Here is a 26,684-nt window from a genome sequence, read left to right as displayed (position 1 = left end):
CTGGGGTTTTCGGTGTCGCCCTGGGGCCTTCCGTGTCGCGCCGGGGCCTCGCCTGTCGCCCTAGGGTTTCCGCTCGCCTGTCGGGCGAGGTTTCGGCCGCTCGTTGTCGGGTGCGCCCCGCTTGCCCCGTACCGCCCGCAGCGAGATGCGCTCCGGAGGGCATTCTGTCCGGTTGGCGGGGCGAGCGGTTTGATTCGACGGGCAAGCGGTCGGAAGGGGTGTCAATATAGGACAACCGGTTGCACAAACGAGAGCGCTGCCGTATGGTGTGCACAACCGGTTGCACAAATAAAAGTTGACCCGGAGTCCCCGTCGTTCCCGCCGGCTTGCGCGCAAGCGCGCCGCACGCGAACCGGCCGCAAACGACGGCGCGTCAAGGGGGTCAAAGGAGCAAGAGAAAGGAGACGGAACATGGATGTCATCAACGATTGGGAGAACCCGGCGCTGACGAACAGGAACCGTCTTGCCGCCCGCGCGTACTTCATGGGGTATGCGTCGAGCGAGCTGGCGGCCACGTATAGCCGCGAGCTCTCGCGCGGATTCGTGCAGCTGAGCGGCCCGTGGCGTTTTCGCCTGTTCGACAGCCCCCGGTCCGTTCCCGCCGTCGCGCTGACGACGTATGCGGACGATTGGGATGAGGTCGAGGTTCCCCACATGTGGCAGGTGGACGGCTACGGCAAGCTCGCCTACACCGACGAGGGCTTCCCCTTCCCGGTGGACCAGCCGTTCGTCCCCGGCGACGATCCCACGGGCATCTACCAGCGCATCGTCAAGCTGCCCGAGCTCGCTTCCGGCAGCCGCGAGATCATGCGCTTCGACGGCGTGGAGAGCTACGCCGAGCTCTACGTCAACGGCGCGTACGTCGGCATGACCAAGGGCTCGCGTCTGTCCGCCGAGTTCGACGTCACGGACTTCATCCACGCGGGCGACAACCTCTTTACCGTCAAGGTACTGCAGTACAGCGACGGCACCTACATCGAGGACCAGGACATGTGGTGGGCGTCGGGCATCTTCCGCGACGTGTACCTCATGGAGCGCCCCGCCGCGCGCCTCGATGACTTCTACGTGCGCACCCATCGCGCCGGCGATGCCGCCGAGCTCGCGATCGACGTCAAGACGACGGCCGCCGAGCGCATCGTGTGGCGCCTTGCCGCCGCGGGCGCGACGGTCGCCGAGACCGAGATCGACCCTGCGACCGGCCACGCCGCGCTGACCGTCGCGGACGCGCGCTTCTGGAATCCCGAGGACCCCTTCCTCTACGACATGACCATCGAGGTCTACGGCGCCGACGGTCTGTCCGAGGTCGTGCCGCGCCGCCAGGGTCTGGCCGAGGTGACCATCGAGAACGGCCGCATCCTGCTCAACGGCACCTACTTCAAGATGCACGGCGTGAACCGCCACGACGGCGACGACCACAAGTGCCGCGCCGTGGGACTCGAGCGCATGCGCCGCGACCTCGAGCTCATGAAGCGCCACAACATCAACGCCGTGCGCACCTCGCACTACGCCAACGACCCGCGCTTCTACGAGCTGTGCGACGAGTACGGCATCATGGTGCTCGCCGAGACCGATATGGAGAGCCACGGTTTCGAGAACATCGGCAACATCGCCACCGTCACCGACGACCCGGCATGGGAGGCCGCCTACGTCGACCGCATCGAGCGCCTCGTCATGCAGGAGCGCAACCACGCCGCCATCGTGGCCTGGTCGCTCGGCAACGAGAGCGGCTACGGCTGCAACATCCGCGCCATGTACGCCAAGGCCAAGGAGCTCGACAGCCGTCCGGTCCACTACGAGGAGGACCGCAACGCCGACACCGTCGACATCATCTCGACCATGTACTCGCGCGTCTCGCAGATGAACGACTTCGGCGAGCATCCCGGCCCCAAGCCGCGTATCAACTGCGAGTACGGTCACTCCATGGGCAACGGCCCTGGAGGCCTGTCCGAGTACCAGCAGATCTTCGATCGCTGGGACAACCTGCAGGGTCAGTTCATCTGGGAGTGGTGCGACCACGGCATCGCCGCGGTCGATGAGAACGGTCGTGCCTACCATATCTACGGCGGCGACAACGGCGACTACCCCAACAACGGCAACTTCTGCATCGACGGCATGGTGTTCCCTTGGCAGGAGCCGAGCCCGGGCCTGACCGAGTACAAGCACGTCATCTGCCCGGTCCGCGTGGCCTTCGACGCCGCGACCGGTGAGCTCACCGTGACCAACAAGCGTTGGTTCACCACGCTTGCCGACATCCGCATCGTGCTCGAGACGCTCGTCGACGGCGACCCGGTCGCCAGCCGCGAGGTCGTCCCCGGCGAGGTCGCCCCGGGCGAGAGCGCGACCATCCCCGTGACGGTGGACGCCGCCGCCTGCGGCGAGACCCTGCTCACGGCGCGCGTGTTCACCACGCAGGCCAAGCCCTGGTGCGAGCCCATGTACCAGATCGGCGTCTACCAGTTTGCCGTCGCCAACACCGGTCGCGCCGCGATCGAGGTCCCCGCGGCCGCCGCGCCGACGGTCGATGAGGCCGAGTGCCTGCTCACCGTGACCACCCGCGACGCCTCCATCGCCTTCGACCTCGCCTCCGGCGAGATCCGCGACTGGCGCTCCTGCGGCCGCACGGTCGTCGCCGCGCCCATCAAGGTCGGCTTCTGGCATCCGCTGGTCGACAACCACCAGCAGGAGTTCGACTCCATCTGGCAGGAGAACTTCATCAACGTCATGCAGACGTCCACGCGCTCGGTCACGTGGCATCGCGAGGGTCCGGCCGTGGTGGTCGAGGTCGCCCAGCGCATCGCCCCGCCCGTGCACGCCTTCGGCATGCGCTGCACGCTCGTGTACACCATCTGGCCGTCCGGTCGCGTCGACCTCGCGGTGAGCGGCGAGCCCTACGGCGACTTCTGCGATATCATCCCGCGCATCGGCATCTCCTTCGAGGTCCCCGGCGAGGATCGCGCCGTCGAGTGGTACGGCCACGGCCCGGGCGAGAACTATCCCGACTCGCTCAAGGCCAATCCCGTCGGCCACTACCGCGCCAAGGTCGACGACATGTTCACCCCCTACGTGTTCCCGCAGGACTGCGCGAACCGCGAGGGCGTGCGCTGGGTCGCCCTGCGCTCGTCCCACGGCGACGGCCTGCTCGTCACGCGCCCTGTCGGCACGGATGCCGCCGATGATCCGTTCTCGTTCTCGGCGTGGCCTTACACCTGCGAGGACATCGACGCCGCGCGCCACGTGTGCGACCTGGTGCCGCGCGACACGGTCACGGTGAACATCAACGACCGGGTGCTCGGCTTGGGCTCCAACTCGTGGGGCTCTGAGGTGCTCGATTCGTATCGTATCCGCTTTGAGCGCTTCAGCTTTGCGTTCTCCCTGCGTCCGCTGGCCTCTGCCGACCTTGCGGCCGCGCTTGCCCCGATCAAGGAGGTCTAAGCATGCATGTATATGAGAGCCGCGCGCAGTTTGACGCGGAGCTGAGTTCGGTTAAGAAGTGGATGCGCGTGGGCCAGGCGCTCGACATCGCGCCGACGCTGCTGCAGGACGTCGCGTATTCCATCGGCGACTCGCTCACCTACTGGTGGGATCGCACGCCCGCGCTGTCTACGCCCGATATGGTGGGAACCCGTCGCTATCTGAGCGTGGTCGCCCCCATCGACGGCGAGGCGCACGTCGCGGTGGCGTCCAAGGCCGACCTGGCGCTCACCCGCGCCTACAGCGACCTGGACGACCGTGAGCGCTTCGAGGCTGCCGATGTCGAGCCGGTCGTCGTGCCGGCGGGCGGCATCCTCGTGGTGGATGAGCAGGAAGCTTTCCGCGTCCTGCCCGACCCCGATGTCGCCGCCGTCATGGTGCGCGTCACCATCGAGGGCTACAGCTTCCCCAACAAATAAGGTATCTGGGCGCCTGCGCTCCGACGATTGAGCCCGCACGGGCGCAGGCGCTTGCGGATGCTGGATAACGCATCCAGCGCGATTATAAGGAGGAGAGACATGAGTTCAGAGAAACGAGCGAAAATCGGCTCGCTTGCCCTGTTGGGCATGACGATTTCCGCGGTGTTCGGTCTCAAGAACATCATCAACAACAATGCGGAGATCGGCTTGGCCGCCGCGCCGGCGTTCTTCATCGCCACCATTCTGTACTTCGTGCCCTACACCCTGGTCACGGCTGAGTTCGTAGCCCTCAACAAGGACTCCGAGTCCGGCGTGTACGCTTGGGTCAAGACGTCGATGGGCGGCCGCTGGGCCTTCATGACGGCGTTTTGCTACTGGTTCGTCAACCTGTTCTACTTCGCGTCGATCCTGCCGAACATCATCATCTACGCCAGCTACGTGTTCTTCGGCATGAACGTCGAAATGTCCCCGTTCCTGACCACGACGATCGAGATCGTCATCTTCGCCATCGGCACCTGGGCCTCCACCAAGGGCGCCAAGTGGATCGGCAACATCTCGTCCATCGGCTCCGCCGCCGCCATGGGCATGGCCGCCATCTTCGTGCTGCTGTCCGTCGGCGCCATCTTTGGCGGCGTCGAGTTCGCGACCGCTCCGACCGCCCAGACCATGGCTCCGGATACCACGAGCTTCGCGACCATCTGGGGCTTCTGCGGTACGCTCGCCTGGATCATCCAGGGCGTGGGTGGCGCTGAGTCCGTCGGCGTGTTCCTGAACGACCTCAAGGGCGGCGTCACCGCCTTCGTGCGCACCGTCGTCGCTGCCGGCCTGGTCATCGGTCTGCTGTACGCCGGCTCTTCGCTCCTCGTCAATCTGTTCATCCCCATGGGCGAGGTCAGCCTGTCCACCGGTATCTTCGACGTGTACGGCGCCCTGTTCGCGCACTTCGGCATCCCGATGGAGGTCTCGACCCGCATCCTCGGCCTCATCCTGCTCGCCGCTCAGGTCGGCGGCCTCATGATGTGGACCTCCGCGCCCATCAAGGTCTTCTTCACCGAGATCCCCAAGGGCGTCTTCGGCGGCAAGATCGTCGAGATGAACGACCAGGGCATCCCCTGGCGCGCCGCGTGGGTGCAGTTCCTCATCGTGCTCCCCATCGTGATCATCCCGGCCATGGGCGCCAGCGGCCTGAACGACCTGCTGAACATCGTCATCAACATGACCGCCGCCACCGCGCTGCTCCCGCCGCTGCTGATCCTGCTGGCCTACTTCGTGCTGCGCGTCAAGTACGACAACGCCCCGCGCTCCTTCCGCATGGGCCATCGCACCTTCGGCGTCGCGATCTCCGTGTTCCTGCTGTGCGTCTTCGCCTTCGTGTTCGTCGCCGGCACCTTCCCGCTGGGCCAGGAGCTGTGGCTCACTCTCGTGTACAACGTCGGCGGCGTGGTCGTCTTCATCGGCGCCGCCCTGCTGTGGTACCAGCGCTACATCAACCGTCTGCGTGCCACCGATCCGGAGGCCGCCGAGGAGGAGCTGCGTCCGTCCGTGCTCGACATGATGGAGTAATCGCGGTCCGATACCGCCCTCTCCTTCCAAGCGCCCTTGTGCTCGCTCGCACGGGGGCGCTTTTCATGTGAAGCCATAGGTGTCGCTTCTGCACGAAAGACCCGCCTGCGCACAGGCGCGGGCGGGTCCGGTCGTCTGGCCGCTATGTTGTCGAGCCGCTGTTAGCCCTCGAGGTTGATGCCGAGCGCCCAGCCCCAGCGCGGAGTCGTGGTGAGGCCGTAGTAGGCGATCCAGGAGTCGACGTTGATGTCGCGGATGTAGCCGATGTTGTCGCGCACCGTGTTGTTGCCCACGTAGATGCCCACGTGGCCGTAGATGGCGCCCGCCGAGGTGTGCGGGTGCGACGGCACGGCGATGATCATGCCCACCTTGAGGTTGGCCTTGTTAGAGCTCGTGCAGTACGCCGCGTACATGTCGTCGGCGTTGCCCGGCACGGTGCCGAAGCCCGCGTTGATGAACACGTCGGCGACCCACCAGGCGCACAGGCCCGCGCCCGGCGAGGGGGTGCTGTAGGCGGAGTCGACGATGCGCTGCTGGGCGCCAGCGCCTGCGGACGCCTGGCCGCTGCCGGGGATGGAGGTGGTGCCGCCACCGCCACCGCCGCTGCTGGAGTTGGCGGCCTCCTGGCGCGCCGCCTCCTCGGCCGCCTGGCGCGCGAGTTCCTCTTGGCGCGCGGCCTCGAGGATCTCGGCGTCGCGCTTGGCCATGAGGTCCTTGACGTCGTCGCTCAGGCCGTCGAGCAGGGTCTGGACCTCGTCCTTCTTGGCCTTCATGGCGTCGAGCTGCTGGACCTGCTGCTCTTTGAGCTCCTCGAGGTCGGCCTGCTGCTGCTCTAGATCGGCTTTGTGCTGGGCGAGCTCGTCTTGGATGCGGTGGATGTCCTCGATGGTCTGCTGGTCGTTGGCGTTGACCTTGTCGATGTAGTAGACGTTGGAGATGAGCTCGTCAAACGACGTCGAGGAGAGGAGCAGCGAGATCGCGCTGTTGCCGCCCTCCTTGTAGCTTGTCGACACGCGGTCGGCGAGAATCTCCTGCTTTTTCTCGAGCTCAAGCTGCTGCTCGTCGATCTGCGCCTGCGTTTCGTCGATCTGCTCCTGGACGACCTCGATCTGGCCGAGCGTGTCGTCGAGCTGTTGGGAGAGGTCCTCAAACTGAGCGGAGATGGAATCGAGCTGCGCCTGGGCCTCATCGAGCTGCGCCTGAGCTTTCTCGAGGGCCTCGGTGGTCTCCTTGGTCGCCGTGGCAGCGCGCGCCTGACGCGGCAGGCCGAACAGCACCGCAGCGCCTGCGGCGGCGAAGGCGGCCTTGATGGCTGCACGCCGCGACAGGGCGGCGCCATTTCGCTGTACGTCGAGTGCCCCCGATGGGGTGTTTGAAAGATGTTGAGACATATGGGCTCCTGTTGTGCTGCGTGTATATGTCGGTCAACTATGCTCAATATAGGATACCTCAGTTGCGGGCGATGCAATCGAACTTCATAAGCGCGTGAAGGGTTTCGAAGGCCTGCGGGGAATGGGGTATAGTTCATAGGCGAACGAAGTGCGATACGAGAGGGCGGTGCTGCTCATGCACGAATACGACCGCATATCCGACGAGGTGCTCTGTGCGCTGGGCGCAGCGGTCGGAGACGACAACCTGCAGCTGTTCGAACCCATGAGCCAGCACACCACCTTTCAGATCGGCGGGCCCGCCGACGTCGTGGTGACGCCCACGGACGCCGATGCCGTCGTGCGTGCGCTCGACGTCTGCGCGATCGCCGGCGCTCCGGTGATGGTGGTGGGCAACGGGTCCGATCTGCTCGTGGGCGACCGCGGCATCCGCGGCGTCGTCGTGCTGCTGCGCGACAGGTTCGCCGACATCGCGGTCGATGGCACGCGCATCCGTGCGGCCGCCGGCGCGCTGCTGCACGACGTGGCGCTTGCCGCCGCCGATGCGGAGCTTTCCGGCCTCGAGCCGCTGTGGGGCATCCCCGCCACCGTGGGCGGGGCCTGCCATATGAACGCGGGCGCCTACGACGCCTGCACGGCCGACGTGCTGGAGTCGGTGCGCGCCTACGTTCCGGGCCCCGTGCTGTCCGATGGCACGCGCGCCCGCGGGTCGGTCCGCACCTTTGCGGTGTCCGAGCTTGCCATGGGGTACCGCAAGAGCCGTATTCACGACGAGGGCCTTATCGTGCTCGAGGCCACGTTTGCGCTCGCGCCGGGAAACGGCCGCATGATTCGCGTCGAGATGGATGACTACCAGCGCCGTCGCGAGGAGAAGCAGCCGCTCGACATGGCGAGCGCGGGATCTACGTTCAAGCGTCCCGAGGGGTACTTCGCCGGCAAGCTCATCATGGATGCCGGCCTGCGCGGGGCGAGTGTAGGCGCCGCTCAGGTGTCCGAGAAGCACTGCGGGTTCGTGGTCAACACCGGCGGCGCGACCGCGGCCGATGTGAACGCGCTCATCGAGCATGTGCGCGACGAGGTTCGCGCTCAGTTTGGCGTCGAGCTCGAGCCGGAGGTCAAGCGGATCGGCGAGTTCTAACGAGCTGTGCGCGCATCGCGGCATCGTACATGGGTTGAAAGGAACACGTCCCCAATCAACCCATGGGATGGTTGGGGACGTGTTCCTTTCAACCCATTTACCAATAGGGGCCCGCGTATGAAGCGGGCCCCTTCGCGTGTCGGTTATCCGATGTGGCGTGCGCCGGTGCTCTCGGTCGTCTCGCCGGTATCGGTCGACTCGCCGCTATCGGCGACATCCCACGCCACGACGATGTGGATCGTCGTGCCCGGGGCCGCAGATCCGCTCGGATCCCAGCTGATCACGTGGTCGGGGTCGACGCCTGCGCTCTGGCCGTCGGCGTAGCTGACGTCCGCCACGAAGCCGGCGCTCTCGAGGGCGTCTTCTGCCGCGGCCTTGCTCATGCCGGTCAGATCCGGAACGGGGGTCTCCTGCGTGGTCATGTCGGGACCCCGGGAGATGACGACGGTGATGGTCGTGCCGGGCTCCTGCTTGCCGCTCGGGTTCCAGCTGATGACGTAGCCCTCCTGGACGGTATCGCTGTACTCGCGCGTGACGCTCATGCCGAAATCGGCGCTGTCGAGCGCGTCGCGCGCCTCGCTTTCGCTGCAGCCGGTCAGGTCGGGCACGCTGGTGGTGTTGGGGCCGGTCGAGACGGTGAAGCTCACCTTGCTGCCGACCTCGACCTCCTCGCCGGCCTTGGGGTTCTGATCAAGAATGGTGCCGGCCTCGGCCTCGTCGGACTTCTCGGTGGCGTCGGGCTCAAGGCCCGCGGCGCGAATCAGGCGCTCGGCCTCATCGCGGCTCGTGGCCTCGGACAGATCGGGGACCTCGGTGGTCTCGGCGGGCTCCTCGCCCTGCGACACGACGATGTCGATCTCGCTGCCCTCGGCAGCGGTGGCGGTGCCGTCGTCGTTTTGGGTCGGGTGCTGCTCCATGACCTGGCCCTCGGGGTACTCGTGGCTGTAGCCGGGCGTGATCTCGCCGGGCTCGAAGCCCGCTTGGCGGATCGCGTCGACAGCCGTCTGCTGGTCAAGGCCCACGACGTTGGGGACCTTGACCATCTTGGCGGGCGCAAGCAGGCCGGACACGGCGAAGATGGCGATGGCGACCACGGCGATGACCGCGACGGCGATGCCGGCGATCTTACCCTTGCTCATGCCGTCGCGCTTGTTCTCGTACGCGCTCGAGTCGATCTGGCCGACCGCCGTGCGCGCGGTGGTGTTGACCGCCGCGGCGCCGCCCACGGGGCGCGCCATGGCTTGCGTCTGGTCGCTCATCGCCCGCGTCGCGGTCGCGCCCGACGTGGCGATGACGCGCGTGGGCTCGGGGACGTCGACCGTGCGGCCGGCGAGGTAGCTGCTGAGCACGCGGCGCAGCTCTTCGGCGGTCTGGAAGCGGTTGGCCGGGTCCTTCTCCATGCACTTGAGGATGATGCGCTCGAGGTCGCCGTCGACGTTGGGGTTGATCTGCGAGGGAGGTACCGGCAGCTCGTTGACCTGCTTCAGGGCGACGGAGATGGCGTCCTCGCCGTCGAAGGGAACCTGGCCGGTCGCGCACTCGTACATGACCACGCCGAGCGAGTAGATATCGGAGGTGGGGCCGAGCTCCTGGCCGCGCGTCTGCTCCGGGCTTACGTAGTGGGCCGTGCCCAGCACGTTGTTGTCCTGTGTGAGCTGGCTGTTCTTGGCGCGCGCGATACCGAAGTCCATCACCTTGATGTTGCCGTCGGGCTGCACCATGATGTTTTGCGGCTTGATGTCGCGGTGGACGATCTCGTGCTTGTGCGCGACGGACAGCGCGCCGCAGATCTGCGAGCCGATCTGGGCGACCTTCTTGGGGTCGAGGGCGCCGTGGCTGCGGATGCCGCTCTTGAGGTCGGTGCCGCGCAGGTACTCCATGACGATGTAATAGGTGTCGCCATCCTTGCCCCAGTCGTACACGCCGACGATGTAGGGGCTCTGGAGGCCAGCTGCGGCCTGGGCTTCCTGCTTGAAGCGCGCGGCGAAGGTCGGGTCGCCCGCGTACTGGGGCAGCATGATCTTGATCGCCACGGTGCGGTCGAGCACCTGGTCGATCGCGCGGTAGACGGACGCCATGCCGCCGGCACCGACCTTGTCCTTGAGGAGGTATCGTCCTCCCAGCAGTTGTTGTTGCTCAGCCATCTCTTATATCTCCTCACGCATCATACGTACGCTGTAAACATCTTCGTGCCGTCCGGGCAGGCCGTCGGTGTGGCGCCCGTCAGGAGCGCTTGCCGTCTGGTTGCCATCCGGAGGGGCGAGGGGGCGCATCGCCGCCATGCCCATCACGCTCCCTGCGCGGCAAGCGCGACGGCGAGGACCTCGCCTGCGGCCGCTGCCGCCGAGGTGGACTCTTCGCCGTCCCAGTCCTCGATCATGACCGAGATGGCCACGGTCGGGGTGTCATAGGGCGCGAAGCCGACGAACGCGGTGTTGGTCTGCGAGTCGGACACCTCTGCGGAGCCGGTCTTGCCGGCCACCTGCACGCCGTACACCGAGGCGTACGAGCCGCTGCCCTCTTCGACGACCGCGAGCATGGATTCCTTGACCTTGTCGGCGGTGGCGGCGCTCACGGCCTGGCCGAGCGAACGGGCCTGCGTGGTGCTGACCACCGTGCCGGTGGGGGAGAGGATCTGCGAGACGACGTAGGGCTGCATGGCCAGGCCGTTGTTGGCGATCGCGGCGACCATGACCGCGTTCTGCATGACGGTGGTCTGCGGACCCGCGGTGTGTCCCTGGCCGACCGGCTGGCCGGCGCCCGCCCATGCGAGCTCCCACTCGGTCATCTGGGCGGGGTCGGCCATGACGGACTCGGCCGTGGAGAAGTCCTGGCCGAGCGACTGGCCGTAGCCGAAGGCGCGCGCGTACTGCACGAGGCGCTCGGCGCCGATCTCGTTGGCGAGCTGGCCGAAGACGACGTTGGACGAGTAGGCGAACGCCATCTCGAGGCTGATCGTGCCGAAGTCGGTCTCGTTGATGTTGACGACGTCGGCGTTGCCGATCTCCATGGACGAGGGCGACTCGTAGTAGTCGTCGAGATCGGCGATGCCCGCATCGAGCGCCGCGGCGAGGGTGATGGTCTTGAAGGTCGAGCCGGGCGTGTAGAGCACCTGCGTGGCGCGGTCGAGCAGCGGGGCATCCTCGTCATCGTCGGCACCCATGAGCGAGCCCACGTCGGCGTTGTCGTAGGTGGGCGCGCTCGCCTTGGCGAGCACCGCGCCCGTGCGGGGGTCGAGCACCACGATGGCGCCCTTGCGCCCGTCGAGCACCTGCTCGGCCGCGGCCTGGATGCGCGAGTTGATGGTGAGCTGCACCGAGTTGCCGGGCTGCGTCATGCCCGCGAGCGAGTTGATGGCGTTCTGCCAGCTCGAGTAGTCCTGCGAGCCGGTGAGTGTCTCGTTTTGCGACGCCTCGACGCCCGTGGCGCCGTACTGCGACGAGAAGTAGCCCACGGTGTGCGCCGCCAGGTTGCCGTTGGGGTAGGAGCGCGCGTAGGTGCCGTCCTCCTGCTGCAGCGACTCGGCGAGGGTCACGCCGTCGGAGGTGATGATCGAGCCGCGCTGGATGTAGGCGGCCTTGGCGATGGTGTGGTTGTTGTTGGGCATCTCCTGGTAATCCTTGGCCTTGATGACCTGGATGTAGGTGATGTTGCCGATCAGGATGGCGAACAGGCCGGTGAACAGCACGACCTCGCGGGTGAGGCGCTTGGCCAGCGCGACGCGGCCCAGCACGCCGGATTCGGGCGTGTCGAGCAGGCGACGGCGGACGCGCGAGCCGGGGCGGGCATGGCTGCCCACGGTGTCGGCGGCCGAGGCGCCGAAGATGCGCGTGCCGGCCTTGCTGCGTCCGGTGGCGCCGGCGTTCTCGTCGAGCACCGGCAGGTTGGTTCCCGTGCCGGCGAGCTCGACGGCACGTCCGGTGGCCTCGTCGCCGGCGCGCATGAGCAGCGCCACGATGATGAAGCTCGCGAGCAGCGACGAGCCGCCCTGGCTCATGAAGGGCAGGGTCACGCCGGTCAGCGGGATGAGGCGCGTGACGCCGCCGACGATGAGGAACGCCTGGAACGAGATGGAGGCGGTGAGGCCGCTGGCCACGAAGGCCGCCAGATCGGACTTGGCGCGCGCGGCGACGGTGAGGCCACGCACGGCGAACAGCATGAAGCCGAGCAGGACGGCCGCGCCGCCGAGCAGGCCGAGCTCCTCGCCGATGGCCGAGAAGATGAAGTCGGACTCGACGACCGGGATCATGGTGGCCATGCCGCGGCCGATGCCCACGCCGACCAGGCCGCCGTCGGCGAGCGAGAACAGCGACTGCACGAGCTGGTAGCCGCCGCCCTGCGGGTCGGCGAACGGGTCGAGCCAGGTGTTGAAGCGCACCTGCACGTGGCCCATGATCTGGTACATCGCAAAGCCGCCCAAAAGCAGCAGGACCATGCCGATGATGACGTAGGAGACGCGGCCCGTGGCCACGTAGAGCATCATGAGGAAGACGGTGTAGAACAGAAGCGCGCTGCCCAGGTCGGTCTCGAAGGCGACGATGGCCATGCAGATGCCCCAGACCACGAACAGGGGCATGAGCAGGCGCAGGCGTGGGATCTTCAGGCCAAGGATGCTGTGGTTGGAGATGGAGAGCAGCTCGCGGTTCTCGGACAGGTAGCCTGCCAGGAACAGCACGAGGAAGACCTTGGCGAACTCGCCGGGCTGGAAGCTGCCGACGCCGGGGATCTCGATCCACAGCTTGGAGCCGTAGACCTCGGTGCCGATGAACATCGGCAGGATGAGCAGCACGATGCCGATGATGCCGAAGGTGTACTTATAGCGCCTGACCATGTCAAGGTTCTTCACGAGCGCGAGCGTCACGGCCATGAGCACGATCGAGGCGAACAGGATCATGAGCTGGTTGATGGCAAGGCTCGGCGCCAAGCGGGTGACGAAGGTGATGCCTATGCCCGAAAGCAAAAACACGACGGGCAGAATGGCGGGGTCGGCGCCCGGGGCGAAGATGCGCGTGGCGATGTGCGCTGCCGTGAAGGCGGCGAACAGGCCCAGCGGCACCGCGAGCGTGGTGAAGCTCAGCTCGGCACCGGTGTTGACGACATACATCGCATAGAGCAGGACCACCGGGAACGCGGCGGCGACGAGCAAGAAGAGCTCGGTGTTGCGGCGACTGCCCATCATGCGCCTCCTTCTTGGGTCTGGGGTTGCGGGGTCTCGGCGGGTTCAGCGTCGGCGTTGTCACCGGCCTTTTCACCCTGGGTTTCTGCCTGCGCGGTGGCGCTCTCGCGAATCGCCTCGGCGTTCGCGCGCTGCGCTTCCCGCGCGTCGTTGATCTGCTTGCGGTAGTCGGACAGGGTGTCCCAGGCCTCGTCGAGGCTCGACTGGGAAATGCCCTCGGCAAGGCGGTTGCGGGTGTCCTCCGGCAGGTCGGAGAGCTTGATGGAGGACTCTTCCACGAGCGTGTTGAGGTCGATGCCCAGCACGCGTGCGGGGATGCCGCGATACACGGCGACGGTATCGCCGTGCACGCCCAGGTAGATGGAGTTGCCGATGGTGAAGGCGACGAAGGCGACGGCGAGCACGAGCGCCACGACGATAGCGGCCAGCGCGATCGCGAGGTTGCGCCGGTGCGTGCGCACGACCTGCTGGACGCGGCCGTCGACGACCAGATCCACGACGACGACGGACACGTTGTCCGCGCCGCCGGCGGCGAGCGCGGCGTCGACCAGGTTGTCCGTGCACATCTGCGCGGTGGACGACTGGACGGCGATCCGCTCGATCTCGCTGTCGGGAATCATGGAGGACAGGCCGTCGGAACACAGGATGAGGCGGTCGCCCTCGTCGATGTTGAGCTGGAAATGGTCGGCGTACATCGCGGGGTCCGAGCCCAGCGCGCGCGTGATGACGGAGCGGTTGGGATGGATGCGCGCCTCGTCGGCGGTGATCTCGCCGGCGTCCACGAGCTCCTCGACATAGGAGTGGTCGTGGGTGACGCGCGTGAGGACGCCATCGTGCAGCAGGTAGGCGCGGGAATCGCCCACGTGCGCGATGGCGACGGTGTTGTCCTGGATGTAGGCCACGGTGGCGGTGCAACCCATGCCGGGACGGCCGATGCCGGAGGCAGCGGCCTCGATGATGGCGGCGTTGGCGGCCTCGACGGCGGCTGCGAGCCCGGCGGCGTCAGCCGTGGAGGGAGCGGCCTTGGCGATGGTCTCGACGGCGATGGAGCTCGCCACCTCGCCGGCAGCGTGGCCGCCCATGCCGTCGCAGACGGCGAACAGCGGCGAGGCCACCAGGTAGGAGTCCTCGTTGTGCGGGCGCACGCAGCCCACGTCGGAGCGGGCGCCCCACATGAGCGACGTGGTGGTTCCCGCGTCGTAGGTGGAGTCCGTGGCGATGCGGTCGTCGGTGATCGGCGCGAAGCTCTGCGTGGTCCCGGGGTCCTTAAGCTTGGCCTCGATATGGTCGACATCGATCTCGGCGGTGTCGCCGGGGGATGCGGTCCGCGTGGCCTGGGCGGCTTGTGCGGCCTCGAGCTCGGCCGGTGCGGGCAGCGGGCCGGTCGCCTGATCGTCGGGCAGATCGTCGGGCAGATCGTCGGGCAGATCGTCGGGCAGATCGTCGGGCAGATCGTCGGGATTGGGCAGGGGGCCCGTATCCTGCTCGCTGGAAGCGGCGTCGACGTCGGCGATCGCAGTGCCGGAGTCGACGGGGAGCGCGTCCGCCTCGGCCGCGACCGCCTCGGGAGAGGCCGTCTCGGCGTCGTGCGCGGTCAGGTCGGCGAACAGGGGGTCCGCGGCGGGGTCTGCCGGCGCGGCGAAGTCCTGCGAGCCGCCGAATCGCTGCGGCGCGCCGAGGTCGCCGTCATCGAGCTCGAAGGCGTCCTCGGTTGCTCCCGGCCTGTCGGAGACGGCAGCATGCGCGGGCTCGGCGAAGTGCGCCGGAGCGGCCGTCGCGGGGACATCGTCGAGGGCGACGTCCATGACGGGCTGCGGCGTGAGCTCCGAAATCGACGAAGCGCCCGAGGCCTCGTCGGTCTCGGGCGAGTATGAGAAGGTGTGCTTCTCCTCGGTCATCGGCGATTCACTTTCATGACGACGTCACCGATCTGCACCTCGTCGCCTTCGCGCAGCGTGGCGGGCTCGGCCAGGGGCCGCCCGTTGACGAGCGTGCCGTTGAGCGAGTTGAGGTCCTCGATCACGAGCGCGGGCCCCTGAAGCGAGAAGCGCGCGTGGGAGGCGGAGACGAACGGCTCGTTGATGCAGATGTCGGAGCTCGGTGAGCGGCCGACGATGACCGGGCCGAGCATGTCCACGTGGATGCCGCGGATGCCACGCGGGCCCTTGTCGACGTCGATGGTCCAGATGGCCGAGTCGCGACGCTGGCCGCGGACAAGGCCCACGCCGGTCTTCATGACGGCGAACAGGAAGATGTAGAGCAGGACGACGAGAACGATGCGGCCTGCGAACAGGATGAGGTCAATCATGTGCGGATCAGCCCCTGAACTCGAATGTGGAGAGCCCGAACGTCAGCAGGTCGCCGTCGCGCAGCGGGCAGCGCGTGATGCGGCGGTTGTTGACGAGCGTTCCGTTGGTGGAGTTGAGGTCCTCGATAGACCAGTCCGAGCCCGTGTAGGTGAACTCGGCGTGACGACGCGAGACGTTGGGATCGCGCAGGACCAGGTCGGCGGCGGCGCGCTCGCGTCCCACGACGCAGCGCGGCTTGGTGATGTCGAGCAGCTCGCCGGTAACGACGTCGAGCAGCTGGGCGAGGGGAGCGGCGGGCTGGGACGCGCGCGGGGCGGCTGCCGCAGCCGCGCCGGCACCCATGGCGGTCATGGCCGCGCGCGACACCGTCTTGGGGACGGCGACGGGGTTTGCGGCTGCCGCGAAGGGGTCCGCTGCCGCCGCGATGTCCGGGACGCCCGCCGCGCGCGAGGTCGCAAGCGGCGCCGGCGCGCCGGCGCGCTGGCGCGAAGCCGAGCCGGGACGAGGCCCGACGACGTTCATCTGGCCCGAGAGGCCCTTCTGGTAGGCGCGCTCCTCTTCGAACAGGCGGCCGAGGGTGGGCGCGTCGACGTTCTCGGCGAAGACGGAGAACTTGCCGCCCTTCAGCGACGGATCGATCATGAAGCGGACGAGCGGCTCGCCCACGAAGACGTAGCCCTTCTTCTCGGCGCTTGCCTTGACGAACTCGCTCACCTCACGCGTGAGCTGCGGATAGTACGGCGCCATGAGCGGGTCGTCGTCGTTGGCGATGAGGATGGTGTACAGGGCGGGCGCGGTGTTGACGCCGTCGACGACAAGCGTTTGGTCCTCCATCTCGCGCGCAGCCTGCTTGGCGAGCTTCTTAAACGAGAACGGGGCGCGCGCGGCGCCGAAGATACCCGCCACGTGGTCCTCAAAGGTGCTCAGGAAGTTCACGAACGATCACACTCCGGTCGAACTTTTGCGATAACCGAACAGATACACATAGATGCTGACAATTATAGAGGAAGCTATGCCCATGCCCGCCGCGGTAGCAATGAGCTGCGGGGGCAGAGCGGTAATTTCCATAGGGTGAGCAAGACACGGCAGGGCGAGCGATGCCGGTATGGGCGCCAGGGCGGCGACGACATACAGGCCGTTCCCCTTGGCGTCGAGGTAGCGCTCCCATCCGAGTTCCATGAGGGCGCACATGCCCGCCGCGACGAGCGACCAGCCCAGAAGGGCGACCCAAAACGGCAGGTCAGCAAGGGTAGCGAGGGTCGCATCGAGGGGCAGGGCGCCGGATGCGGCGACCGCTGCGCGCACGAGGCGTCCGAGCAGCACGCCGACGCCCACCGACGTGGCGGCGCCCGTCCTCGTGGCGGTGCAGGCGGCGAGCGCGGCGGCCGCGGGGGCGGCGAGCGCGGCGTCGCCCGTCGCGGCGGACAGCGCGCAAGCGAGCGTAAGGCAGGCAGAGGCGTTCGCGTCGGCGCGTCCCCAAACGAGCCACCAGGCGCAGCCGATAGCGCACGACAGCATGGCGACGGGCAGGACGGGAATGAGCGCGGTCGATCCCAGAATCGTCACCAAGAAACCTGTGAACACCAGGGCGCTTCCCAGCTGTGGGGCCGCGAGCGCGGCGCCGCCGATGGCGACCGATGCCGCGATGCGCGCCGGTGCCTCGACGAGGCCCGTCGCGCCGAGCAGCATCCAGCAGCATGCGGCGACCGATGCCGCGGCAACACCCGAGGCGAGCGTGCGGCGCGACCGCTCGAAGCGGCTTCCCAGATATCCTTCGGCCGGATCGAGCTCCCAGGTGCGGGCGGCGCGCGAGGGCTCCTCCTCGACATCGTCGCGCTCGTCGGAGGTGAGCCGCGCGATGATGCGCGCGAGGCTGCGGCGCCCCTCGCGGGGGTTGCCCAGCTGCGCGCAGAAGCGCTCGCCGAACTCTATGACGCTGCCGGTGCGCGCGTCGGGGTCCGCGGCGAGGGCGGCGAGCAGCGCGCTTTCGGTTTGCGCGGGGATGCTGGGGAGCAGGTCGCTCGGGTAGAGGACACCCTGCTCGATGCGGGCCTCGGAGTCCGCCGGGGTGCCGGCGCGGAAGGGGGCAGCGCCGCAGAGGGCCTCGTACATGACGCTGGCGAGGGCGAAGACGTCGGTGCGCTCGTCGACCAGATCGCCGCGCAGCTGCTCGGGAGGCATGTAGCCGATGGTTCCGCCGCGCGCCCCGCCGAAGCCCGCGGCGCTCGTGAGCGTCGCCATGCCGAAGTCGGCGAGTTTGACGTGGCCGTTGCGATCGATGAGCACGTTGGCCGGCTTGATGTCCAAGTGCAGCACACCGTTCTCGTGGGCGAAGGCAAGGGCCTGTACGAGCGCGTCAGCGATGGTCGCCGCCTCGTCAAACGTGAGCGAATGCCCCTCGACGCCCGCGAGGAACTCCGCGAGGTTCATGCCGTCGACATATTCCATGACCAGGTAGGCGTAGGAGGCGTCGTAGGTGAAGTCGATGACGGACACGATGTTGGGGTGCGCGAGCATGCTCGCCGTGCGCGCCTCCGCGAGCGCCGCGGCCGTGGTGTCGACGGGCATGACGCCGTCCGCGTCGGGCGAGACGAGCGGGATGCGTTTGATGGCGACGCGTCGCTGAAGCCGGGCGTCCAGGCAGATCTCGACCACGCCGAAAGCGCCGCTCGTGTTGGTCTCCAGCGGGCGATACCGCTTGAGCAGCGCGGCGGCGGTGGCACCCGTATCCGCCGCGCGCCCGGCTCCGGGCGTGCGGTCGGTGGGCCCTATGACCCGCGTGCGCATCTGTGACGGAAAAAGCGGCATGGATATCCTGTACGTTTGAGCTGTGTTTCATGAATGCCTGCACGCATTTTAGCACGGCGCCCCGCGTCATGCCCTTTGCCGGACTCGTCAGACGTGACAAGATGGTGCCAGGTTCAATCTTGTCGCGACAAGATGGCGACAAGATGATGCCGGGTTTAAACTCGTCGGTCCGATCTTGTTGTTACCGGGGAAGGTGGTCGTATGACCGATCAGGAGCGTTTGGCCGCCTACGAGGCGTTCGCCCGCGACACGCGTGACGAGCTCGCCGACATCACGGCGCGCATGGACGAGCTTAAGGTTCAAAACAAGGTGAAGACCGCAACCTATCGCCAGCTGTTCGCCGCGCGCATCACGCTCAAGGACATCGACCGTCGACTTGCAGACCACGGGCTGTAGCCGCAGCCGCCTTGGTCGCCGCCAGCGGGTATCATAGGCTCATTCAAAACGCCGCGAGGAGAGTTGCCCCATGGAGTCTTTGTACAGAAAGTACCGTCCGCTGACGTTTGACAGCGTGGTCGGCCAGCAGCATATCGTTTCGACGCTCGAGCATGCGGTCGCGGAAGGCCGCCTGTCGCACGCGTACCTGTTCTGCGGTCCGCGCGGCACGGGCAAGACCACCATGGCGCGCATTCTTGCCAAGGCCCTGCTGTGCGAGCACGCCGATGCCGCCCGCGCCCAGGGCGCCTCGGGCTGCATGCCCGATGGCACTTGCGCCGAGTGCGAGGCCATCGCCGAGGGCACGCATCCGGACGTCTACGAACTCGACGCCGCGTCGCGCACGGGCGTGGACAACGTGCGCGAGGAGATCATCAGCTCGGTGAGCTTCGCCCCGGTGCGCGGCGCCTACAAGGTCTACATCATCGACGAGGTTCACATGCTCACGGCGGCGGCGTTCAACGCACTGCTCAAGACGCTCGAGGAGCCGCCGAGCCACGTGGTCTTCATCCTGTGCACCACCGACCCGCAGAAGATTCTCGAGACCATCCTGTCGCGCTGCCAGCGCTTCGACTTCCACCGCATCTCCAACGATGACATCGTGGGCCGCCTGCGCTATATCTGCGAACAGGAGCATTTCGACGCCGACGACGAGGCGCTCGAGATCGTGGCGCGCCATGCCCGCGGCGGCATGCGCGACGCGCTGTCGACCCTCGAGCAGCTCTCGGTGTTCGGCGACGGTGCGATCCGTGTGGACGACGCCCGGGCGCTTCTGGGCGAGGTCTCGAGCACGGTGCTCGAGCAGTTCGCGCGCGCCATCGCCGCACGCGACGTCGTGGCGCTGTTCACCGCCATTCGCGAGCAGGTGGACGAGGGCAACGACCTGCTCGAGCTCACGCGCGACCTGGTGGCGCACGTGCGCGATGTCTATACGGCGCGCGTTGCCGGCGGCAACCCCGATCTGGTCGACGGCACGCCCGACGAGGTGGCGGCACTCGTCGACGAGGCGTCCGCCTTCGAGGGGCCCGAGCGCCTGGCGCGCGTGCTCACCGTGCTCGACGATGCGGTCATCGAGATGCGCGGGGCCTCCGACCCACGTCTTGTGCTCGAAATCGCTTGCACGCGCCTGGCGCGGCCGGAGTCCGACCTGACGCTCGAGGCGCTCGCCGAACGCCTGGACCGTCTGGAGGCCCAGATCGCCTCGGGCATTCCGAGCGCGCCGCTCGGGGCGGCAGGTGTGGCTGCGTTGACGGGTACGACGTCCTCGTCCGGTGCGTCGCGCCCAGCGCCGAAGGCTCCCGCTACCCCTGCGCCCGCGACGGTTTCCGCCGCTGCCCATGATGACGATCTGCCGTGGAACGTGCCGGCTTCCGAGTGCGCGGACGCGCGCGCGGTGCCGCCCGCCGGCGCGGTGCCCGTGCCCGCGGCGACGGCTGCCAAGAGCGAGAACAAGGTGGCTTCGGCTGCTCCTGCTGCGGCGTCTGCCGATGCAGCGCCTGCTGATGCGGCGGCCCCTCGCGATGCGGCTCCCGCCCCTGCGGCGGCTCCCGTGGAGACGCCGGTCGCCGACCGCCGTCCTGCTGCGCCCGCGTCGCTGGCGAAGCGGGCCGCGGCTGAGAAACCCCCTGTGTCCACCTCGCAGCCGACGGCTGCCCCGTCGCCTGAGGTCCCCGCGCCGGCGCCCGTCCGCCGCGATGCGCCCAGCGCCGTCGAGGTCGCCGCGGCCGCCGCGCCGGCGACGCCCGCCGTTTCCGATGCGGGCGAGCTGCAGCGCAAGTGGTCCGAGGTCATCAAGCGGGTCACGGCCGCCCAGGCCTCGCGCGGCGCCCTGCTGCAGGCCTCGCGCGCCCAGTCCGACGACGGCATGCGCCTTACGGTTTGCTTCCCCAAGGGGTCGAATTTCGCCATCAAGATGCTCGGCCGTCCCGATTCGCACGAGCTGATCATGCCGATCGTCTGCGCAGTGTTCGGTTCGCGTACGGTCGATTACGTCATGGACGGCGCCGCGCCTGCGCCCGCGCCGACGGCGGCTCCGGCTCCGGTGTCCGCGCCGGCGCAGGAGGCGCCTGCGGCCCCCGCACCGTCGCCGCAGCAGGAGCCTGCAGCCCCCGCACCCGCTGAGCCGGTGGCCGCGGCAGCTCCTGCCGAGCCGGCTTCCGTCCCGGAGGCACCCGCTTCCGAGGCCGCACCTGCCCCTCAGGTCGACCAGGTGAGCAGCCCGACGATCGTGCCCGAGCCCGACGTCGACGCCGACCGCCGCGCGTGGGAGGACGAGCAGGTTCCCTACGACGACACGACGATCGCCGACCTGACGGGGGAGGACCTGCCTCCGCTTGACATCCCCCAAGGCGTGTCGCCTGCGGCGCCTGCACCCGCGCCTGCATCCACGCCTAAAGCGACCGAGCCTGTTCAGGCGTCCGCGCCGACGACCGCTCCTGCGGCTCCGCATCCGTCAGCGCCCGCCCCATCTCCGGCGACCGCGCAGAAGCCCGCCGCGGCGACTCCCGCCGGCACCGCTCCTTGGGTGGGGGCGCCGACGCCCGCGGCCGACGAGGCGCAGGTTCCGCATAACGAGGAAGAGGCCAAGGCGATGCTCAACAGCATCTTCGGCAACGTCGTCTTCAAAGATGCGTAGACGGCCCAGCGGGCGCCCGCAGCTCATGTCTTGAGCTTTTGCCGATGACTTGAAGGCGGCCGCGCTGAGGCTTTTCGAGTCGACGGCAAAGCCCGCGGTGCCGTGCGGGCGACGCTAAGGTTTTCGGGAGCCAGTTGCCGCTGGCCCCCATATTTACATTCAGCCTTCGTATGCCTCATGGGTACGGCGTCCGCTCTCGTCCGGATCCCCGCCGTGCCCGCTGGCTTTTCCGTGGGAGCACGATGCGCGATGCGTGCCGGCGATGTCTGTCATGGTACGATGCCGTGTGGAAAATGGACGCCCCGCGTCACCGGTGTGGCGCAGCTACGTAAAGGAGAGGCCCATGGCCGGCATGAATATGCAGCAGATGATGAAGCAGGCCCGCAAGATGCAGGAGCAGCTGGCGGTCGCCCAGGAGAACCTCGCCCAGACCTCGGTCGAGGCCAGCGCCGGCGGCGGTATGGTCAAGGTGAAGGTCAACGGCGGCATGCAGCTCGAGTCCATCACCATCGATCCCGATGCGGTCGATCCCGAGGACGTCGAGATGCTCCAGGATATGATCGTGGCCGCCGTCAACGAGGGCATTCGCCAGGTGACCGAGCTTGCCAACAAGCAGATGGGCGCCATCACCGGCGGGCTGAACATCCCCGGCATGCCGTTCTAGGCGCCTCGCCGATAAGGACGCTGCGGGCGGCTGGCGCATGCCGGTCGCCCGTTTTTGGTTGGATACGCGGTGGCCGTCGGTTGGACGGCGGCGGATGACAGGTGGAACATGAGCGCGGATCGCAGTTTGCAGATTCTTCTGGACGAGTTGGGGCGGCTGCCGAGCATCGGGCCCAAGTCGGCTCAGCGCATAGCGTACTACCTGCTTGAATCCGATGCCGAGGAGGCGCACCGTCTGGCCGACGCCATCGTGGCGGTCAAGGACCAGGTGCATTTTTGCAGCCGGTGCTTCAACTATGCGACCGAGGACGAGTGCGCCATCTGCCAAGACGGCTCGCGCGACCATACGCGCATCTGCGTGGTCTCTGAGCCGCGCGATGTGTCGGCGATCGAGCGCACGGGCAGCTATCGCGGTCTCTACCATGTGCTCGGCGGCGTGATCAGCCCGATCGACAAGATCGGTCCGGAGCAGCTCCACGTGCGCGAGCTGCTGGCGCGTCTGGGTGCCGAGGATATCCAGGAGGTCATCATCGCCACGAACCCCAACATCGAGGGCGAGACGACGGCGAGCTACCTGGCGCGGACCATCAAGCCGCTCGGCGTGACCGTGAGCCGCCTGGCGAGCGGCCTGCCGGTGGGCGGCGACCTGGAATACGCCGACGAGCTGACCCTCGGCCGCGCCATCGAGGCCCGCCGCGCGCTGTAGGGACAGCGGGCGACCGTCCGCGCTTCGCGCGCCAGCCGATGGGTTGAAACGAACCCGTCCCCGATGATTCCCCTCGCGCTGCGCACCGTTGGGTGCCGGCCGTTGACGATGGGCTACAATCTTGTCGGTGTCGGGACGATGAGATTGATAGCGCTATGCCGAAAAAGAGACCAAATATCGTGCGCCGTCGGTTCAAACGCGGTGCGTTGCCATCCGCCCTCATGGGGCTGGTCGCTTTTTCGTTTACGCTTGTCGTGTTCGGTGCAGCGGTCTACACCATGGTCATCCCCTCCTTGGTGGCGGCAAACCAGCATGGCATATCCGATAGCCTGCTCTTTTCGATGCTCGAGGCCATCGCGGGCGGCGATGGGACGACGACGGGCTGGGAGGATGCTGGGTCTGGGGGGCAATCCGACGGAAAGGGAACGGACGATGCGGTCGTCGAATCCGATGCCGAGGCATCGGGCTCGGAGACGTCGCGTCGGCCGTCGATTTCGCTCAACGGCATGTCGCTGCTGGGCATCGCCCAGACTGCCACGAGCGAAAAGCCCGGATCGGGACAGGCGGATTCGGAGCAGCCCGATGATGAACAGGGGTCCCAGCAGGACCCGGGTGCGGGAAGCGGCGACCAGCAAGGTGGCTCCGATGATGTTGACGACGAGGGCCAATCGGATGAGCCCGCTCCCAATCCCGAGCCCGACCCCGTCAAAGAGCAGGCCTTCTATGAGTTTTTAGTCGGCAAGGCGCAGCTGATCGAGGGGTATCTTGCCGAGGTGAACGCCTGCGTCGATGCGTTCAACACCGATTGCACGAACGCCTCGCTCGATGTTCGCATCGCCCACCAAAAGCAGTGCGAAGCTCTCGAAGTCCGCCTGTTCAACGAGTATCTTGAAGTCAGGGATCGTCCGCTCAGCGAGATTCCGGAGCACACGCAGTATCGCGATGAGCAGGGCAGCTTGACGGGCATGTTCCGGTGTCTGTGCGGCTATGTGGGAACGATACGCAATGCGTGGGCCCTGAACGTGGCTTTCGAGGATCCCGCTGCGCATGTGGACGAATTCATGTCGGCGATCTATGCCGATGAGAGCAACGGCGTGAACAAGTATCTTGCCGAATTCCAACAGATTGCGAACGGGTTCGAGCTGTGAGTACCAAGAAGCTTGCGCGCGCGGATGTCCAGACAGCCGCACCGGCGCACGAATCGTTTCCGGTCGACGGCATGCGCATGGTCCGTATCGGATCGTTCGAGGAGCCCTACACCATGACTGCCGAGCAGCGCGATGCCTATCGCCGCCGCTTCCTTGCGCTGTTTGCCGATGATTCCACGGCAAGGCGCGGAGGGCTCGGTACGGTCGTGCGCGTGGCGAATGCGTTCGGCGAGACATATGCGCTCAAGCTCGTGACCGAGCCGGAGCGGTTTGTGTGCGAGCGCGATGAGGACTATGCGAAGCGCGTCGAGAGGGCGCGAGCGGCCTTTCGCGAGGAGTACGAGACGCATCGGGTCTTCTCGAACTTCAAGGGATTTCCGCGGCTTTACGGGTACGGGTTCGTGGACGGCACTCCCGCTATCGTCATGGAGTGGATCGAAGGCGTCACGCTCGCGCAGGCCCGACGCATGCTGGCGGTGGACGACGCGGGAAGACTTGCTCCGCTGACGGCGGCGCGTATCGGGCGCGATCTGTTCGACGTGCTGACGCGTCTGTCGCTCGTGGGCAATGGCTTTGTTCACCGAGACATCTCGCCGGCCAACATCATGGTGCGCACCTCCCATCTGTCGCTTGCCGCGCAGGTCGAAGAGGGCGCATTCGACCTGTGCCTCATCGATTTCGGCTCGTCGTCGGTTGCCGACTCCGACCAAGGCCGCTCGTTCACGGCTGCGCATGCGTTTTTTCGCCACGCGACGCAGGACTACGCGTCGCCCGAGATGCTTTCCGATGACCTCCCTGACGTTCGGCGCCTGCGTTCGTCGTCGGCGATCGACGTGTACAGCGCGGCGAGCGTGCTGTACGAGCTTATCGACGGCGGCTTGCCTTACGATCTGTCGGAGCACAGCGGTGAGGTCCGCTCCCCGTATCGGATCAAGATGGATACGGCGCCCCGTCATCCGAACACCGCGCATGGCCATGGCGCGGATATCGCCTCCGTTTTGATTGACGAGCCGAGCGTGGCCATCACCGCCGGTCAGGCTGCGCGCGAGTTGGGGCTTGAGCCGAATTCAATCGAGCTGCAGCGCGCGTTGGAGCTCGTGGACGGCCAGCTTGTCGATATCGTGCTCTCCTGTCTGGAAAGCGACCAGGGCGCGCGTCCGAGTGTCGAGGCGGTTCGCGACGGCATCGGCGCCTTTTGCGAAAACTACACGCGAAACGTCGACCGCGCAATCCACGGTGAGTCGTTGATTCCCTGCACCGATCATCGGTCCTGGCTGTCGTCTGTCTCGCCGTATACCGTCCATCGCATCGTGTACACGGTGGGCAAAGCCTTTGCGCTCGGTGTGCTGGCGGTCGTCGTATTCACTACGGCGATCGTGCTGGGCGGTGCGCGGACGTCGCTGTTATGCGGCCCGATCGGCTGGGAAGGACGCCTTGCCGCGCCGCTGCTTGCGCTTGTGCTCGCGTTGCCCTGGCTTGCCGGCGTGGTGTCGTGCGGCAGGCTGCGGGGAACGCGTCAGGGGTTCGTGCGCGGATCGGCCGGTCTTGTTGCGGCGGCGGCCATCATCGCCGTTGCAGCCCTGTGCACGACGGTGGGTCCCGCGCGACAGCAGGCGTTGCTCCTCGCGCCCCTGTTTGCGGCAGCGGCGGCAGGGTGGTGCCCGCTGGTGCTGGACTACGCCATGACGGTGCTGCCCGCGCTGGTCGCCGAGTCGAGGCGGAAGCCGCCTGCGCTCTGCGAGCAGGCGCGGTCGGCGCTCGCGTGGGGAGCTGGAGTGGCTTTGCCCGAATCGGATGACGATACGCAGAGGGAGGAACTTCATGCCGTTGACGATTGCAGCTGATCAGACGCCTTGCGGCGTGCTGTTCGATGTGTTCAAGCGCCAGGGAGGCATCAGCCACAAGGAGCTGGCCTCGCTCATCTTGTCGGAGCGCCCGTTGGCCGACGGCCGCAGCCCGGTCAATCGCGCTTCGGATCGCACGTGGTTGTCGCACTTCGTGGTCCGCGCCCCGATCGGGTCGCTGCAGCCTCGCTATTTCAAAGATCATGGTCTTGCCGCCCAACGTGTGCTCAGCCGTCTGCGTTCGCGTGTCGGCTTCACGATGACGTACGAGAAGGTTATCGATCTGATCTGCGGTGAGGCGGGCGAGGCCATGGACCGTGCGCTCTCGCTGTGTCATCAGGATGTGGCTCTGTACCGCAACGCGCTGACCCGCTTTCAGCTGGGCTCGGGCTACACGACCGGCGAGCGTGCCGAGGCGCTGATGGTGCTGTTCGTTGCGGTCGGTTGCTCGGCGAACGTGCCGTATGCCGTTCGCTACACCATCGAGTACGTCGAGCGCTCCTTTGGCGGGCGGGCGGGAACGCCGGAGTCGAGCTCGTTTGCTCCGGAGGCGACGGTGGCATCGGGTGTCGCTTGCGAGCCGCGCCCGATCGGCCTGATGCGAATCGAAGACGGCTATCTTGTCGGGGTGCCGCATTGGATTGCGGCGGATTCTGAGGGCGTGCGCATCGGTGCGCTGGCGTGTGGTGAAAACGACATCACCGATGTCGAGCCCGATGTGTCAGCGGAGCATGTGCTCGTCCGATGGGGCGGCGAGGATGCCGGCTGGACGGTGCGCGACCTCGGCTCGACGAACGGCACCGAGCTTTTGCGCGCCTCCGACGGGGCCTGCGTGGAGCTCGCTTTCGATGAGGACGTGGAGCTTCATGCGGGCGACGAGCTGCGGCTGGGGGCGTCGACTGCGTTCGTGGTCCTTGGGGGCGTGGCAGGCCGATAGGCGCCAAGGGTATCGCCTCGGACCGTCGGGGACGGGGCGGACCG

Annotated in this window: 18 protein-coding genes; 11 read left to right on the top strand and 7 right to left on the bottom strand. The window is 67.2% G+C overall.

Annotation, left to right across the window (positions count from 1 at the left end; genetic code table 11):
- Positions 1-411: 411 nt before the first annotated feature.
- From QUW00_RS00180 to QUW00_RS00170, 3 genes are all read left to right on the top strand, one after another.
- Positions 412-3,432: a glycoside hydrolase family 2 TIM barrel-domain containing protein gene (locus tag QUW00_RS00180; protein ID WP_289612392.1), complete on the top strand. Its 3,021-nt coding sequence runs from the start codon at positions 412-414 to the stop codon at positions 3,430-3,432.
- A gap of 2 nt (positions 3,433-3,434) precedes the next feature.
- Complete coding sequence (locus QUW00_RS00175; protein ID WP_289612391.1) at positions 3,435-3,890, top strand: hypothetical protein; 456 nt, start codon at positions 3,435-3,437, stop codon at positions 3,888-3,890.
- A 99-nt stretch (positions 3,891-3,989) separates the two neighbouring features.
- Positions 3,990-5,453: an amino acid permease gene (locus QUW00_RS00170; protein WP_235422803.1), complete on the top strand. Its 1,464-nt coding sequence runs from the start codon at positions 3,990-3,992 to the stop codon at positions 5,451-5,453.
- 161 nt (positions 5,454-5,614) lie between these two features.
- Here QUW00_RS00170 and QUW00_RS00165 read toward each other — a convergent pair whose 3' ends face one another.
- Entirely contained in the window at positions 5,615-6,844 is a 1,230-nt protein-coding gene (locus QUW00_RS00165) for a coiled-coil domain-containing protein (RefSeq protein ID WP_289612390.1), read from the bottom strand.
- Between the two features lie 175 nt (positions 6,845-7,019).
- On the opposite strand from QUW00_RS00165, the gene murB reads away from it, so the two are divergent.
- Positions 7,020-7,979: a UDP-N-acetylmuramate dehydrogenase gene (gene murB, locus QUW00_RS00160; protein WP_289612619.1), complete on the top strand. Its 960-nt coding sequence runs from the start codon at positions 7,020-7,022 to the stop codon at positions 7,977-7,979.
- A gap of 143 nt (positions 7,980-8,122) precedes the next feature.
- Here the strand turns inward: murB and pknB are convergent, their stop codons facing one another.
- The 6 genes from pknB to QUW00_RS00130 all read right to left on the bottom strand — a co-directional run bounded on the left by pknB (position 8,123) and on the right by QUW00_RS00130 (position 18,272).
- Positions 8,123-10,123 (bottom strand): Stk1 family PASTA domain-containing Ser/Thr kinase, encoded by a 2,001-nt coding sequence (gene pknB, locus QUW00_RS00155; protein ID WP_289612389.1) that lies wholly within the window; start codon positions 10,121-10,123, stop codon positions 8,123-8,125.
- Positions 10,124-10,266: 143 nt separating this feature from the next.
- Positions 10,267-13,155 (bottom strand): FtsW/RodA/SpoVE family cell cycle protein, encoded by a 2,889-nt coding sequence (locus QUW00_RS00150; protein WP_289612618.1) that lies wholly within the window; start codon positions 13,153-13,155, stop codon positions 10,267-10,269.
- Positions 13,155-15,053: a Stp1/IreP family PP2C-type Ser/Thr phosphatase gene (locus tag QUW00_RS00145; RefSeq protein WP_289612388.1), complete on the bottom strand. Its 1,899-nt coding sequence runs from the start codon at positions 15,051-15,053 to the stop codon at positions 13,155-13,157. Before QUW00_RS00145 ends, QUW00_RS00150 begins: the two co-directional genes overlap by 1 nt.
- Positions 15,050-15,463 carry an FHA domain-containing protein gene (locus QUW00_RS00140; protein ID WP_204559800.1) on the bottom strand — a complete coding sequence of 138 codons (414 nt, stop codon included), beginning with the start codon at positions 15,461-15,463 and terminating at the stop codon, positions 15,050-15,052. Before QUW00_RS00140 ends, QUW00_RS00145 begins: the two co-directional genes overlap by 4 nt.
- A gap of 7 nt (positions 15,464-15,470) precedes the next feature.
- On the bottom strand, positions 15,471-16,400 hold the full coding sequence (locus QUW00_RS00135) for an FhaA domain-containing protein (RefSeq protein ID WP_289612387.1): 930 nt from the start codon (positions 16,398-16,400) through the stop codon (positions 15,471-15,473).
- Positions 16,401-16,406: 6 nt separating this feature from the next.
- Positions 16,407-18,272, bottom strand: a complete 1,866-nt coding sequence (locus QUW00_RS00130; protein ID WP_289612386.1) for a serine/threonine-protein kinase — start codon at positions 18,270-18,272, stop codon at positions 16,407-16,409.
- Positions 18,273-18,473: 201 nt separating this feature from the next.
- Between QUW00_RS00130 and QUW00_RS00125 the strand changes: the two genes are divergently transcribed.
- The 7 genes from QUW00_RS00125 (at position 18,474) to QUW00_RS00095 (ending at position 26,640) form a co-directional block, all read left to right on the top strand.
- The gene (locus QUW00_RS00125; protein WP_289612385.1) at positions 18,474-18,668 is read left to right on the top strand and encodes a hypothetical protein; all 195 of its coding nucleotides are present in this window, start codon (positions 18,474-18,476) and stop codon (positions 18,666-18,668) included.
- 70 nt (positions 18,669-18,738) lie between these two features.
- On the top strand, positions 18,739-21,342 hold the full coding sequence (dnaX, locus tag QUW00_RS00120; protein ID WP_289612384.1) for a DNA polymerase III subunit gamma/tau: 2,604 nt from the start codon (positions 18,739-18,741) through the stop codon (positions 21,340-21,342).
- A 343-nt stretch (positions 21,343-21,685) separates the two neighbouring features.
- Positions 21,686-22,006 (top strand): YbaB/EbfC family nucleoid-associated protein, encoded by a 321-nt coding sequence (locus tag QUW00_RS00115; RefSeq protein WP_289612383.1) that lies wholly within the window; start codon positions 21,686-21,688, stop codon positions 22,004-22,006.
- A gap of 108 nt (positions 22,007-22,114) precedes the next feature.
- Positions 22,115-22,711 (top strand): recombination mediator RecR, encoded by a 597-nt coding sequence (gene recR / locus QUW00_RS00110; protein ID WP_289612382.1) that lies wholly within the window; start codon positions 22,115-22,117, stop codon positions 22,709-22,711.
- A 179-nt stretch (positions 22,712-22,890) separates the two neighbouring features.
- Positions 22,891-23,859 (top strand): hypothetical protein, encoded by a 969-nt coding sequence (locus QUW00_RS00105; protein ID WP_289612381.1) that lies wholly within the window; start codon positions 22,891-22,893, stop codon positions 23,857-23,859.
- Positions 23,856-25,703 (top strand): serine/threonine-protein kinase, encoded by a 1,848-nt coding sequence (locus QUW00_RS00100; RefSeq protein WP_289612380.1) that lies wholly within the window; start codon positions 23,856-23,858, stop codon positions 25,701-25,703. Before QUW00_RS00105 ends, QUW00_RS00100 begins: the two co-directional genes overlap by 4 nt.
- Positions 25,681-26,640 carry an FHA domain-containing protein gene (locus QUW00_RS00095; RefSeq protein ID WP_289612379.1) on the top strand — a complete coding sequence of 320 codons (960 nt, stop codon included), beginning with the start codon at positions 25,681-25,683 and terminating at the stop codon, positions 26,638-26,640. The genes QUW00_RS00100 and QUW00_RS00095 overlap by 23 nt, the downstream gene beginning before the upstream one ends.
- Positions 26,641-26,684: the final 44 nt, after the last annotated feature.

The organism is Collinsella tanakaei (assembly GCF_030373545.1).
Taxonomy (GTDB): Bacteria; Actinomycetota; Coriobacteriia; order Coriobacteriales; family Coriobacteriaceae; genus Collinsella; species Collinsella tanakaei_C.
Note: the sequence above shows the minus strand (reverse complement) of the source record. Positions and strands in the feature narration are given on the sequence as shown.

What these genes read in the sequence shown, in the direction of transcription:
- QUW00_RS00165 (WP_289612390.1), bottom strand. Translation starts at nt 6,844, where the DNA reads ATGTCTCAACATCTTTCAAACACCCCATCGGGGGCACTCGACGTACAG.
- QUW00_RS00175 (WP_289612391.1), top strand. Translation starts at nt 3,435, where the DNA reads ATGCATGTATATGAGAGCCGCGCGCAGTTTGACGCGGAGCTGAGTTCG.
- QUW00_RS00170 (WP_235422803.1), top strand. Translation starts at nt 3,990, where the DNA reads ATGAGTTCAGAGAAACGAGCGAAAATCGGCTCGCTTGCCCTGTTGGGC.
- murB (WP_289612619.1), top strand. Translation starts at nt 7,020, where the DNA reads ATGCACGAATACGACCGCATATCCGACGAGGTGCTCTGTGCGCTGGGC.
- recR (WP_289612382.1), top strand. Translation starts at nt 22,115, where the DNA reads ATGAGCGCGGATCGCAGTTTGCAGATTCTTCTGGACGAGTTGGGGCGG.
- pknB (WP_289612389.1), bottom strand. Translation starts at nt 10,123, where the DNA reads ATGGCTGAGCAACAACAACTGCTGGGAGGACGATACCTCCTCAAGGAC.
- QUW00_RS00130 (WP_289612386.1), bottom strand. Translation starts at nt 18,272, where the DNA reads ATGCCGCTTTTTCCGTCACAGATGCGCACGCGGGTCATAGGGCCCACC.
- QUW00_RS00150 (WP_289612618.1), bottom strand. Translation starts at nt 13,155, where the DNA reads ATGGGCAGTCGCCGCAACACCGAGCTCTTCTTGCTCGTCGCCGCCGCG.
- QUW00_RS00115 (WP_289612383.1), top strand. Translation starts at nt 21,686, where the DNA reads ATGGCCGGCATGAATATGCAGCAGATGATGAAGCAGGCCCGCAAGATG.
- dnaX (WP_289612384.1), top strand. Translation starts at nt 18,739, where the DNA reads ATGGAGTCTTTGTACAGAAAGTACCGTCCGCTGACGTTTGACAGCGTG.
- QUW00_RS00145 (WP_289612388.1), bottom strand. Translation starts at nt 15,053, where the DNA reads ATGACCGAGGAGAAGCACACCTTCTCATACTCGCCCGAGACCGACGAG.
- QUW00_RS00140 (WP_204559800.1), bottom strand. Translation starts at nt 15,463, where the DNA reads ATGATTGACCTCATCCTGTTCGCAGGCCGCATCGTTCTCGTCGTCCTG.
- QUW00_RS00180 (WP_289612392.1), top strand. Translation starts at nt 412, where the DNA reads ATGGATGTCATCAACGATTGGGAGAACCCGGCGCTGACGAACAGGAAC.
- QUW00_RS00095 (WP_289612379.1), top strand. Translation starts at nt 25,681, where the DNA reads ATGCCGTTGACGATTGCAGCTGATCAGACGCCTTGCGGCGTGCTGTTC.
- QUW00_RS00125 (WP_289612385.1), top strand. Translation starts at nt 18,474, where the DNA reads ATGACCGATCAGGAGCGTTTGGCCGCCTACGAGGCGTTCGCCCGCGAC.